Annotated in this window: 13 protein-coding genes and 1 riboswitch; of the genes, 6 read left to right on the plus strand and 7 right to left on the minus strand. The window is 62.0% G+C overall.

What is annotated here, in order from left to right:
- Positions 1-4 precede the first annotated feature (4 nt).
- Complete coding sequence (locus JAB6_RS07690) at positions 5-1,363, plus strand: sensor histidine kinase (RefSeq protein WP_034749859.1); 1,359 nt, start codon at positions 5-7, stop codon at positions 1,361-1,363.
- Between the two features lie 98 nt (positions 1,364-1,461).
- On the opposite strand, the gene JAB6_RS07695 is transcribed toward JAB6_RS07690, so the two are convergent.
- Entirely contained in the window at positions 1,462-1,941 is a 480-nt protein-coding gene (locus JAB6_RS07695) for an Imm26 family immunity protein (RefSeq protein ID WP_070302110.1), read from the minus strand.
- A gap of 125 nt (positions 1,942-2,066) precedes the next feature.
- Complete coding sequence (locus JAB6_RS07700) at positions 2,067-2,372, minus strand: hypothetical protein (RefSeq protein WP_034750230.1); 306 nt, start codon at positions 2,370-2,372, stop codon at positions 2,067-2,069.
- A gap of 142 nt (positions 2,373-2,514) precedes the next feature.
- On the opposite strand from JAB6_RS07700, the gene JAB6_RS07705 reads away from it, so the two are divergent.
- Both JAB6_RS07705 and JAB6_RS07710 read left to right on the plus strand, forming a co-directional pair.
- Positions 2,515-3,672 carry an iron-containing alcohol dehydrogenase gene (locus JAB6_RS07705; protein ID WP_070302112.1) on the plus strand — a complete coding sequence of 386 codons (1,158 nt, stop codon included), beginning with the start codon at positions 2,515-2,517 and terminating at the stop codon, positions 3,670-3,672.
- Between the two features lie 66 nt (positions 3,673-3,738).
- A riboswitch (TPP riboswitch) is annotated at positions 3,739-3,836 on the plus strand.
- 86 nt (positions 3,837-3,922) lie between these two features.
- A complete protein-coding gene (locus JAB6_RS07710; RefSeq protein WP_070302114.1) occupies positions 3,923-6,070 on the plus strand; it encodes a TonB-dependent siderophore receptor in 2,148 nt (715 codons plus the stop codon).
- On the opposite strand, the gene JAB6_RS07715 is transcribed toward JAB6_RS07710, so the two are convergent.
- From JAB6_RS07715 to JAB6_RS07725, 3 genes are all read right to left on the minus strand, one after another.
- On the minus strand, positions 6,067-6,615 hold the full coding sequence (locus JAB6_RS07715) for an AAA family ATPase (protein ID WP_070302116.1): 549 nt from the start codon (positions 6,613-6,615) through the stop codon (positions 6,067-6,069). The two genes, JAB6_RS07710 and JAB6_RS07715, sit on opposite strands and share 4 nt — an antisense overlap.
- On the minus strand, positions 6,615-7,226 hold the full coding sequence (pnuC, locus tag JAB6_RS07720) for a nicotinamide riboside transporter PnuC (protein ID WP_070302302.1): 612 nt from the start codon (positions 7,224-7,226) through the stop codon (positions 6,615-6,617). The genes JAB6_RS07715 and pnuC overlap by 1 nt, the downstream gene beginning before the upstream one ends.
- A gap of 99 nt (positions 7,227-7,325) precedes the next feature.
- A complete protein-coding gene (locus JAB6_RS07725; RefSeq protein ID WP_070302118.1) occupies positions 7,326-7,844 on the minus strand; it encodes a DUF2867 domain-containing protein in 519 nt (172 codons plus the stop codon).
- Positions 7,845-7,911: 67 nt separating this feature from the next.
- Between JAB6_RS07725 and JAB6_RS07730 the strand changes: the two genes are divergently transcribed.
- The 3 genes from JAB6_RS07730 to JAB6_RS07740 all read left to right on the plus strand — a co-directional run bounded on the left by JAB6_RS07730 (position 7,912) and on the right by JAB6_RS07740 (position 9,779).
- Entirely contained in the window at positions 7,912-8,547 is a 636-nt protein-coding gene (locus tag JAB6_RS07730; protein ID WP_070302120.1) for a TetR/AcrR family transcriptional regulator, read from the plus strand.
- A 13-nt stretch (positions 8,548-8,560) separates the two neighbouring features.
- Positions 8,561-9,202 (plus strand): bifunctional 2-polyprenyl-6-hydroxyphenol methylase/3-demethylubiquinol 3-O-methyltransferase UbiG, encoded by a 642-nt coding sequence (locus tag JAB6_RS07735; RefSeq protein ID WP_254671515.1) that lies wholly within the window; start codon positions 8,561-8,563, stop codon positions 9,200-9,202.
- Positions 9,203-9,317: 115 nt separating this feature from the next.
- Positions 9,318-9,779, plus strand: coding sequence for a hypothetical protein (locus JAB6_RS07740; RefSeq protein ID WP_139143316.1), 462 nt, complete (start codon positions 9,318-9,320; stop codon positions 9,777-9,779).
- 11 nt (positions 9,780-9,790) lie between these two features.
- On the opposite strand, the gene JAB6_RS07745 is transcribed toward JAB6_RS07740, so the two are convergent.
- Both JAB6_RS07745 and JAB6_RS28885 read right to left on the minus strand, forming a co-directional pair.
- On the minus strand, positions 9,791-10,333 hold the full coding sequence (locus JAB6_RS07745; protein ID WP_070302123.1) for a hypothetical protein: 543 nt from the start codon (positions 10,331-10,333) through the stop codon (positions 9,791-9,793).
- A gap of 262 nt (positions 10,334-10,595) precedes the next feature.
- Complete coding sequence (locus JAB6_RS28885; RefSeq protein WP_139143317.1) at positions 10,596-12,194, minus strand: tetratricopeptide repeat protein; 1,599 nt, start codon at positions 12,192-12,194, stop codon at positions 10,596-10,598.
- Position 12,195: the final 1 nt, after the last annotated feature.

Below are 12,195 nucleotides of genomic sequence, written 5' to 3' on the forward strand. Positions count from 1 at the left end.
AGGCATGATGAAGCTTGTTCCCGATATCAGCCTGGCGCGGCTGAAAAGCGGCCTGTTCTGGCGCACCTTTTTGCTGCTCGGCACCTTGACCACCGTCAGCATGATCACCTGGATCGGCATGATTTCCGTCATCCAGCGCGAGCCGCAGGCGCAGCAGATTTCCGCCCAGATCATTTCCGTCGTCACCATCACGCATGCGGCACTGACGCACTCGGCTCCCGAGCTGCGGCGCGAGCTGCTGTTCGACCTCGTCAGCAATGAAGGCATCCGCATCTTCTCGCTGGAAGAGGACGACCGCATCGAGCCGCCGCCCGACAATTACCTGATGCCCGACATCGAGGCGCTGGTGAAGGCCAAGCTGGGCAAGGACACGCGCTTTTCCGCGCGCGTCAACGGCGTGGCCGGCTTCTGGGTCAGCTTCAAGATCGACGACGACGAATACTGGCTGATGCTGGACCGCGAACGCCTGCGCGGCCTGACGGGCTTCCAATGGCTGGGCTGGGCCAGCCTGGTGTCCCTGCTCTCCCTGCTGGGCGCTGCCATCATTTCCAGCCTGATCAACCTGCCGCTGTCGCGTCTGACGGCGGCCGCGCGCGACATCGCCAAGGGCAAGCAGCCGGCGCCGCTGCCGGAAAAGGGGCCGATCGAAATCATCGAGGCGAACCGCAGCTTCAACCAGATGGTCGATGATTTAAAGCAGGTGGAATCGGACCGCGCCGTGATTCTGGCCGGCATTTCGCACGACTTGCGCACGCCGCTGGCGCGCATGCAGCTGGAAGTGGAAATGGCCAATCTGTCGGACGAGGCGCGCGAAGGCATCCAGTCCGATATCGGGCAAATGGACGCCATCATCGGCCAGTTCCTCGACTATGCCAAGCCGACGGAAGCGTCGAGCTTTACGGACGTCGACCTCAGCGGTTTGCTCAACGACATGACGCGCGAAGCGATGCGCCTGCCGGACGTGAAGATCAACGCCACCATCGCCGATGGCGCGCATGCGATGGGCAACCCCACCGACTTGCGCCGCGTGCTGAACAACCTGATCGAGAATGCGCGCCGCTATGGCAAGACGCCGGGCAGCGAGATGACGGAAATCGACATCGCCTGCCACGTACGTACCAGCCACGGCGCAAAAAAGGTCATCATCGAAGTGCAGGATCACGGCACGGGCGTGCCGGCGGAAAAGATCGAGCAGTTGATGAAACCGTTCACCCGCCTCGACACGGCGCGCGGGCAGGCCAACGGCGCCGGCCTGGGCCTGGCCATCGTCGACCGCGTGCTGCTGCGCCACGGCGCCGAATTACAGGTGCGCAACCGCGAAGGCGGCGGCCTGGCGTTTCAAATCAGCTTGCCAGCGGCGTAAAAATAATCGCGCCAGCGGTGCGGGCGATGTAGGTCGGATTAGCGGGAACCGCGTAATCCGACCTACGCTGCGCCAACATCACCGCCACCCAGCAGCAATCAAGCCGACGCCTGCTCCTGCGCCAGCAATTTACTCATCAACAATTCCGTCGCCCCGTAGCCGTACAAGGAATCGCTTTCCATGCCCGGCGTATCGAAGGGAATCGATTCCTCGCGGTTCAGCTTGGCAGGATCGGCATCCGCATAGCTGGCGCGCCAGGCGCGCTGCAAGGATTCGTTGCGGCGGATAAAGGCCGGCATGGGCCAGTCGTCACGGTTCCAGTGGGGACTGTCGCCCAGCAGAGGCCAGCGCTCGTTGAGCAGGGCCATGTCGCCCGTGCGCAGACGGCGCACGGCCTGTTCCGGCCGCAAGCCTTCCAGCTCGTCCAGCGTGGGCAAGCTGTCGCGCTTCGGCCCGAACATATACGCCAACATGATGCGCCCGGCAGGCGCCCTGCGCGCCACCACGCCGACGGCATAACCGCCGCCCGGCAGGGGCACGGCAAACCAGCTGCCTTCTCGGTATGGTAATGATTTCATTTCTAAAAGCCCCCTGGAATACACCGGACAGCCGCGGCTGTCCGGCGTTAAATTTAATTAGGGGCACAGTCTACGCGAAGCGATGCGAAAGTGGCGCATGGTACGCTACAACAACAAACCAATAGTTACAATATTTTCTCGTCATAGTGATACTGGGCAACAATCGGCCCCGCCTTGAACAGCGCCTCCTTCATGGCCGTGTCCAGGCGCGCATCGCGGCGGCGCATCCATTCGAGCAGCATGGCCGCTTCCTTGCGGCTCGTGTCGCCCGCATGCGCGAGCACGCGGCGCAGTTCCGGGTCCGTGCACGCCTCGAAACGCTGGCTGTTCAAGTCCAGCGCCTGCAGCGCGGCGATGGTGGCGCCGATGGCGCGGTGCATGTCGAGCGCGGTGGCCGGCAGGCCGGATTCTTCCAGTGGGACGGTGGTCATGCGCATTCCTTTTCGCGTGGTGGTGACATCGGCTGCATTCTCCACCGCGCGGGCGAAAAGCTCAAGCGTCCACGACACGTTTCCACCCGTTCGGCCATAATCATGGCTCAGCAACAGCCTAAACCCCAGCGGCAGGAGCCCCATGTTCAATTTCGACTTTTACAATCCGACGCAAATCCTCTTCGGCCAGGGCCAGATCGCCGCCATCACGGCACTGATCCCGCCCCAGGCCAGAGTGCTCATGACGTATGGCGGCGGCAGCATCAAGCAGAACGGCGTCTACGATAAAGTCAAGGCGGCGCTGGCCGGCCATACGATGATCGAGTTTGCCGGCATCGAACCCAATCCCAGCTATGAAACGCTGATGCAGGCCGTGGCCCTCGTGAAAAGCGAGCGCATCGATTTCCTGCTGGCCGTCGGCGGCGGCTCCGTGGTCGATGGCACCAAGTTCATCGCCGCCGCCGCCCTGCATGAGGGTGAGGCGTGGGACATCCTGGCCAAGGGCGGCAAGATCGTCGAGGCCGCCCTGCCCTTCGGCACTGTCTTGACGTTACCGGCCACGGGGTCCGAAATGAATGGCTCGGCCGTGATCACGCGCAAGGCCACGCAGGAAAAACGCTCGTTCATGAGCCGCAAGGTGTATCCGAAATTCTCCGTGCTGGACCCGTCGAAAACGTTCACTTTGCCGCTGCGCCAGGTGGGCAATGGCGTCGTCGACGCGTTCGCGCATGTGATGGAGCAATACCTGACCTACCCTGTGAACGCCTCCGTGCAGGACCGCTTTGCCGAAGGCATCCTGCTGACCCTGATCGAGGAAGGCCCGAAGGCCCTGTCGCATCCGGATGACTACGACGTGCGCGCCAACGTGATGTGGAGCGCCACCCTGGCCTTGAACGGCCTGATCGGCGTGGGCGTGCCGCAGGACTGGTCCACGCACGCCATCGGCCACGAATTGACGGCCTTGTACGAGCTCGATCATGCGCAAACCTTGGCCATCATCCTGCCCAGCATGCTGCGCGTGCGCAAGCAAGCCAAGCGCGCCAAGCTGCTGCAGTACGCGGCCCGCGTCTGGGGCCTGGACGGCGGCGACGAAGATGGCCGCATCGAGGCGGCCATCGCGCGCACGGAATTCTTCTTCCGCCACATGGGCGTCAAGACGCGCCTGGCCGACTACGGCCTGAACCATGCGAGCGTGGATGCAGTCGTGTCCGCCCTGGAAGCGCACGGCATGACGGCGCTGGGCGAACAGCGTGAAGTCACGCCCGCCATCAGCCGCAAGGTGCTGGAACTGAGTTTGTAGTTTCAACCGACACTGTTGTAAAACGGTCAGCCAGCGGGACAGCTGGCCGTGCTTCATGCTAAGCTGTCGTTTCGCTAGGGGTCCTGGAGCAGTCATCCGGGTGAGAGATACCCTTCGTACCTGATCTGGATAATGCCAGCGAAGGAAAGCGCAAAGTACCTTCCCTCCTTTGATAGCTCCTGCGTTGGCGCCAGCCGAACAAGCAGCCTGCCGTGCTCTTTACAGAGACGGCTTGAACCACGAGCAATCTATGTCCACACCGAATTTATCCGTTTCTGTTTTGACCCTGGCGATCCTGCACGCGTTTGCCGCACCGGCCTTTGCCGCGAATGACGCCGCCGAAACCGCCGACCCGCAGGCCCAGAGCATGGCCGAAGTCGTCGTCACGGCCAGCAAGGCGCCGGCCGCCAAGCGCGCCTCCGTGGGCGGCTTTTCCGACGCGCCGCTGCTGCAGACGCCGGCGTCCGTCACCGTCATTTCGCAGAAAGACATGCAGGACTTACAGATCCGCAATCTCAGCGATGCCGTCAAGCTCGACGCCAGCATCAACGACGCCTACAACGCCGTCGGCTATGCGGAACAGTTTTCCATCCGCGGCTTCAAGCTCGACAACAATTCCAGCTACCGCAAGGATGGCGTGGCCATTCCTGGCGACACGCAAATTCCGCTGGAAAACAAGGAACGCATCGAAGTACTGAAGGGCCTGGCCGGCTTGCAGGCAGGCGTGGCCGCGCCGGGCGGCGTGATCGACTTCATCGTCAAGCGCCCCACCGCCGCACCGCTGCGCAGCGTCACCGTCGAAACGCGCGAGCGCGGCACCCTGTATGGCGCCGTCGACCTGGGCGGCCGCCTGGAAGACACGCGCTTCGGCTACCGGGTCAACGTGGCGACCGAGCGCCTGCGCTCCTACATCAAGGGCGCGGACGGCAACCGCAAGTTCATTTCCGGCGCCTTCGACTGGCAGATTTCGCCGCAAGCGCTGCTGCAGATCGATGCCGACTACCAGGACAAGGCGCAGGCGACGGCGCCCGGCTTCCAGCTGCTGAATAACACGACCTTGCCGACCGGCATCAGCGCCGACGCCATGCTCAACCTGCAGCCGTGGACGCGCCCCGTGGAAACCGTCACCAGCAATATCGGCCTGCGCTTCCAGTACGCGTTCAATGACGACTGGCGCGCCACCTTATCGGCCAACCAGCACTCGTTCAAGCGCGACGACTACACGGCCTTCCCTTACGGCTGCAGCGGGCAAGAGCTGTACCCCGGCTTTTGCGGCAATGGCGACTACGACGTGTATGACTACCGCAGCCTGGGCGAGACGAAAAAGCCGCTGAGCGCGCAAGCCATGATCCAGGGCAAGTTCGCCACCGGTCCCCTGCGCCATGAATTCACGGCCGGCGTCTCGACCTTCCGCCGCAAGGACCGCGCGGGCCTGTACGTGTACGACTGGGCTGGCGTAAGCAACATCTACCACCCGCAGATCGTCGACATGTCGACCGGTGTGCAAGGCCCCGTGCGCCTGGTGCGCAAGGACACGGAAAACTCCGTCTTCGTGCAGGATATCGTCAGCCTGGCGCCGAACTGGAAGCTGCATGGCGGCTTGCGCCATATCGACGTCGACGGCTACCAGTATGTACTGAAGGCCGACAAGGAAATCCGCGCCAAGCACGATTTCCTGCTCCCGAACGTCTCGCTCGTCTACACCCCGCTCGACAATATCTCCGTGTATGCGGCCTATTCGCAAGGCATGGAACATGGCGGCACGGCCGACCGCAAGGCGATGAATGCCAACGAGGAACTCACGCCCAGCCGCTCCAAGCAGATCGAACTTGGCGCGAAGATGGATGTGACGCCGGACTTCATGGTGGCGGCCAGCCTGTTCCAGATCCGCAAGGGCCTGGAATTCCAGAATGCCGCCGGCTACTTCGTGCGCGAAGGCCAGGCACAGCATCGTGGACTGGAATTGTCGGCCCAGGGCAAGGCATCGTCCAACCTGAGCTTGGGCGCCTCCGTGACGGCCCTGAACAGCCAGCAGTCAGGCACGGGCAATGCCGCCCTCGATGGCAAGCGCGTGCCCAACGTGCCGGCCTTCAAGGCAGCCGTGCATGCGGACTACGCCGTGCAACAGGTGGCGGGCTTGAGCGTCAATGGCAGCTGGGAGTTTGCTAGCAAGAAAGCGTTCGAGTACAACAACACGACCTTCGTGCCGTCGTACAACGTATTCAACCTGGGCGCCGCCTGGGCCACGCGCATCGCCGGCACGCACGCCGTGCTGCGCGCCAGCGTCAACAACGTGGCCGACAAGTTCTACTGGCGCGACGTGACGCCGGAATCAGACGGCTACCTGTATCCGGGCGCCAGCCGCACGTTTAAAGTGTCAGCGCAGTTCGACTTTTAATTGAGGGAAATGGCAGGCGCTGCAGCTAGCGCCTGCTGCAGCAAAGGCGCCGCCTGTTCCAGGCGCGCCTCCAGGCTGTCGTGCAGCGCGTGGTAGACGATGCCGCGCGCGTCGAGCTCGTCGAGCAGGTAGCGGTAGATCAGTTGGCGCACGGCTTCGGACTCGCGCTGCAAACCGTCGGCCACCCACGGGCTGTCGGGTGCCGTCACCAGGGTCAGATCGTACTGCGTGGCATCGGCCAGCGCCGCCAGCTGTGCATCGGCGCCATGGAAATAATGACGGCTGTAGACGACCGTCATCAGCGGCGTCGTGTCGCAAAACAGGAAGTTGCGCGCTTGCGCGGCGGCTGCCGCCTCGCGTTCGACTTGAGTGCGCGCAATGCCATACTGATCGGCCGCGACGGGCACCCTGCCCTGCGCTTCGACAAATTCTCGTAAATACTCGGGCACCCAGACGGTGCCGTAGCGCTCGGCCAGGGCAGCCGCCAAGGTCGACTTGCCCGACGATTCCGCGCCCAGGATCGCCACGCGCACACAGTGTCCCATCACTTGAGTACCATCGCATCGGGCGCGGACGGCGCCGACTTTCTCCACGCCAGCAAGCCAATGATGGCCATCACGACGAAGAACGCATACAGCACGGCCGTCAGGGTCAGGCCCTTGTGCAGGTACAGCCACACGTACAGCACGTCGACGATGATCCAGGCGATCCAGTTTTCCAGCTTCTTGCGCGACAGCAGGAATTGGCCCACCAGGCTGCCTGCCGTGAGGAAACCGTCCGCGTGCGGCACGTCCGTATCCGTCGTCGTCAGCAGCCAGGCGATCAGCAGGAAGCCGACCAGCCAGCCCGCGGCGCAGGCTAGCCAGCCGCGTCCATCAAGGCGCGTCACGGGCAAGGTCTTGCCGCCGCTGACCGGATGCAGCCACTGGTACCAGCCCCAGAACGAGACGCTGATGAACAGCAGTTGCAAGGCCATGTCGCCATACAGGCGCGACTCGAAAAACACGAAACCGTAGGCGGCCGAGGAAATGATGGCGAACAGCCACGCCCAGTGATTCTGGCGGATGTTCAGCGCAACGGTTGTCAGTGCCAGGACAAAGGAAATCAGTTCAAGCGGCGTGGTGGCAAAACCCAGCAGGAGAAGCGTATCGTTCATGGGAATCGTGATGAGGCTGGTGGTGCAGTATGCAATACCGGCCATGAATAAGCAAGATTGCCCGCAGCGTCAGCCCCGCCCCTGCCTTGTTCAACCGGCTCAGGCAAAGCCTCCCTTGACGGCGCGCGCCAGCGTACGCCGCACAACCAGCTTGTGAAATGGCCGGATCAGCAGGATGTAGCTACGCCCTATCCAGTTATGGCAATGCACGACTGTGGAAAAGGTGATGCTGCCATGCAGCCCCGTGTCCCGGTTGCGCAGCACGGACAAACGGAAGTCCAGGTGGCTGTCGTCCTCGCCCACGATGATTTCATCATCGCTGACAGCGTAGATGCGAAAGATGCCGATGCGTCCATCAGGCTTGGCCGCCAGCTGTTTCGCCGTCTTGATGCCGAAGGGCGTGACAATAATGTCGCGCACCGCCAGCAGCCACTGCGCCCAGCGCGGCTGGCTGCACAGCACCACGCGCGCCAGGGCCTGCATATCCATCTGCCGCACGCCAGCGCTGGGCAGGCCGACGGCATACGCGTCGGCCAGGTTGCTGCCCTGGTACAAAGGGGCGATGCTGGCGCCGGGCGGCATGGCCACGGCGCGTACCACGTTGCTCATCTCTTGCATGTGCTCTCCATGTGTTCAGTGATAACATGACCATCATACACGACAATGTGAACAGCGATAACATAGAATGAACACAAGCAGCAATTATCACCATGGCAACCTGCGCGACACCCTGGTCGCCGCCACCATCGCGCAACTGGCGCAGCAGCACGACGCCACGCTCTCGCTGCGAGAACTGGCGCGCACGGTGGGCGTGTCGATCGCCGCCGTGTACCGCCACTTCCCCAGCAAGGAAGCCTTGCTGGCCGACGTGGCGGCCGCCGGTTTCGCCAGCCTGATCGCCAAATGGGAAGCGGAACTGCCGCCGCAGGGCAGCCTGCCCTCCGAACAGCGGTTTCAGCTGCTGGGCCAGCAATACATCGAATTCGCCCTGGCCGCACCGGCCCACTACCGGCTGATGTTCGAGCACCAGGACGTGCGCCAGTTCCCCGCCCTGCTGGAAGCGGCGCAAGCGTGCTTCCAGTACGTGCTGCAGACGGCCGGCGCGGCAGTGCGCGAAGCGGGTCTCGATCCGCGCTGGGACAAGGCCGCCGCCAGCGCCGGCTGGTCGCTGGGCCACGGCTACGTGATGCTGCTGCTCAGTGGCCGGCTGGCCATGGCGGACGGTGGCGACGATTTGTCACCGGCCATGGTGCCGCGGTTTTTCCAGTTGCCCGTGGAGGCCTTGCGGCAGGCGCGCCAGCAAGCGGGAGAGCAGCCATGATGACCATCGCCAGATGCGCCCGCTGATCATGCAGAATGCCATGGACTCATCCACTGTCCCGGGCGCCGAGGGCTATGCAGACCATGCAGAGCGGCTCATCGCCCGATATGAAAGCGTTGCCTTCCTGGATAAATACCGCCCCGTTGCCCATCTCTTGCCGACGCGATCAGGCGCCGTGCTCGACATCGGCGCCGGAACCGGCGGCGACGCGGCGTGGCTGGCAAGCCTGGGACACACGGTGATCGCGCTTGAGCCCGTTGCCGCCTTCCGCGCAGCGGGCATGCAGGCGCATGCCCTGGCCAACCTTGAATGGATCAACGATAGCCTGCCCGCCCTGTCCACGATAGGCGCGCGCCACACCAGGTATGACCTGATTGTCGTCGCTGCCGTCTGGATGCATCTGGCGGCGGAAGAAAGGATGGAGGCGATGGGCAATATCAGCGCATTGATCAAGCCCGGCGCAGTACTCGTCATTTCCCTGAGGCATGGTCCGCCCCCGGAAGGCCGCCGCATCTTTGACGTATCCTCTGGTGAAACGGCAGACCTGGCGATGCGGCATGGACTCAAGGTCATACTGAGCACGCAGGCGCCATCCATCCAGCCGCAGAATCGCCAGGCAGGGGTGAGCTGGTCCTGGCTGGTCTTTGAGAAATGATTCAAGCTGAAGCAGCGTGCGCCAGGCAGCTGAGAGGCAGGCATTCAGCCGAGACCAGCCATTATTTTTGAAACGCCGTCAATTTATGCACAATATATCAATAGACACTCTCTCCGTGATCGCCAGGCAATGCATTGCCGTGACGTGCCTGCAGCGCTTTTGCCTGCGCTTCGACATTCACCATCCGGCGCTGTCCGCGTTCGCCGGCCACATATGGAAAGTAACGCAGGTCGCGCCTGGGGATTTTGCGGCCTGGGAGCGCGGCTTTGCTTCCCTGGCTGTGACGGGCATGGGCGATCCCTGGCCGGACGACATCCGCACGGCAATACCCGGGCACCTGCTCGGCACGCTGGAGCAGCTTGTTCAGCATGTGCTGGAAACGAGCGCCTGTACCTGGCATGCCGACGACCTTCCGGCAAGCCGGCGCCAGCTCGAAGCCGTGCTTGACATCTGTGTCCGGCATGATGTGGCGGTACCGCAACTTGCGCACTATGCGCAGCACGATACGGCGCCGCGCGGCGGCTGGGGGCCGATGCTCACGGACGCCGAAGTCAGGGCCTGGAAAGCCCTGATATAGCAGTCAGCCCCTCATGCATGGCTGGCCAATGCCGCCAGCCGCACCTGGTCGAGCAGCCGTTCCTCTTCATCCGTATCGGCATCGATTTGCGTGACCACGGTCCAGAATGGCGCGCAGGTCCTGATCTGCTCGAAAGCATGGTGCGTTTCAAGCCGTACCATGGTTTTTCTCAGGCTGTGCAGATAGCCTTCCTCGATGGACTCGAGCAAGTCGTCATCGGCGGCGTCGATCAGATCGAGCAGCGCGCCTTCTATCCTTGCATGCCTCTCTTCCCATAGTTGGCCGATTTCAGGCACATCGACTTCCATGCACTCGTTCGACCAGTCCGGCGGGTAGTCACCGCGCGCCCGGCTATCGGGGTCGGTGTCAAAACTCAGCGAAAGGGACGGGAACGATACGGCGTTGAAGGCAAAGGCTGAAAATTCCTGGTCTTTGAATGGGGATCCGCCCAGCACCGCCAGCGAGGCGCTGGCCAGCTTGAACCAGGTTTCTTCAACAGCGTATGCCGCTTCAAACGTTTGCCAGTCGGGCAGCGAATCGGGAGTCAGGGACATGGCGGGCCTGTCGAAAAAGAATAGCGGTGGATAGTGCGAGGAATTATACGTGGCACAGCCAAGGCGGCAGGCGGTGGTGCGTGTACAGTGCGGACGATGCCGGGAGCACAAACCGGTGACTCAGAGCGGCCCTTCATCGTCAGCGCGGCGAAAAAAAGACCGCACCCGCCTAGGGAGCCGGGGCCAGGTCGGATATGCAGATAGAAACTATTTCTTAGGCTGGGACAGGGTCGCCTATGAGAGATATCGCTAACGTTCAGCCTTAGCCGAGATCTGCAATGGACGCATCCATCAAATGCCACGTCACATCGTCGTCTGACAAATCGAGCAGCCAGTCGCGGCGCGGTCGCGGGAACGGCGCGCCCTGGGTCAGCCAAGCCTGGCGCCAGTACTGGTTGACGATGGCCTGCAGCGGATGGTCGGCCGCCACCCACGGTTGCCAGACACCGCTGACCGGACAGACCTGGTCGCAAGCGCAGCTTAACCATGGCTCGGGCCGCGCCACCTCGCGCAGCAAGCCGCGCGCTGCGCGCGGTTCCACTGCCCCATGGTTGTGCCGTATCGTCAGACACTGTTCCCATATCACGGGGCCGTAACGGCTCTTGCCATCGGTATCGAGCACGCCGAAATGGCGGAACTCTTCGCCTTCACCGAACAGCCAGGCCGGTTCCGTCAAACCCTGCCCAGCGACAGGTTGCCAGTATGCGGAAAATGGCGCGGTCGGCGCGTCGCTATGCAAGCCGGTGGGCCGCAACGCATAGCCGGCTGTCAGGAAATACGGTTCTTTTGAAAGCGACGCAGCGCCTGGCTGCGGAATGGCTGGCGGCGGACGCACGCCCATGGCGGCGTCGAGCAGGCTCTTTCGTTGACCATCCCACGGCGGCAGATCGGCCGGTGGCAATGGCAGAATTTTATCGAGGTTGGGAAAGCGGCGATTGGGGTTGAAGCCGAGGGCATCACCTAACATTCCATATCGTAAGCCTCGAGCCTTATCGATGTGCGGAGCAAACATATTGGCTAAATCAAAGGGATGGTCAAATTCTATTTGCAATGCGTTAGCGCAATTTTCACAACCAAATTTGACACCCTCATGCAATACTTTTAGGGCACGCGCTTTTGTTTCAGGGGTACCGCCCCCATTTGCAGTCCCATCAGATGATCTTAAAACCACATACAAATAATGCAAATCAAATGCAGCTTGGCCATGCCCTTGTGCAAGCGCGCACTCAAGCATTTTGGTCGCTACAGGAATGTTGCCCCACATTCCGATACTTGGATGATCCTCTCCAGCCGTCAATTTCTCGCCTAAAAAGCCCAGCGCTTGCGGGTTACCCATCTGCGCCGCCTTTTGCCAGAAAGCATAAGCGCGAGTGATGTCGCCGTCAACGCCGGTGCTATTCGCATAATACGTCCCCATCCTGTCATATGCCGCCGGTATGCCCAGCCGCATCGCCTTTTCCACCAGTTGCACCGCTTCTTCCTCTCCATGCAAGGGATCGCGCCCTTCCACATACAGGCTGGCCAGATTGAGCATCGCCTTCCAGTGCAATCGCTCCGCCGCCCTATGTGTCAGATCGACGATTTTTCTGTAGTCTCGGTCTTCCACGGCAATTTCGGGATCTTCCATGGCACGCGCTTCGAGGAACCAATCCTCGGCTTGCGCATCGATGGGCGGCACCTTGCTCGCCTCGGTTTCACAAATAAAATGAGGAACATGCGGATTGAAGAGTGGCAGGCTTTGGTCGCGTGGCAGGACTTCTTTCGTATCGTTTGACATTTTGCAGGCGCCTAAAGTGAAAATCAGGAAAACTGCCAAGATAAAAAAAGGCAGGGGGAAGGGGAAATTTTTATAGTTTTTCATG

Source organism: Janthinobacterium sp. HH104, from assembly GCF_001758715.1.
GTDB lineage: Bacteria > Pseudomonadota > Gammaproteobacteria > Burkholderiales > Burkholderiaceae_D > Janthinobacterium > Janthinobacterium aestuarii.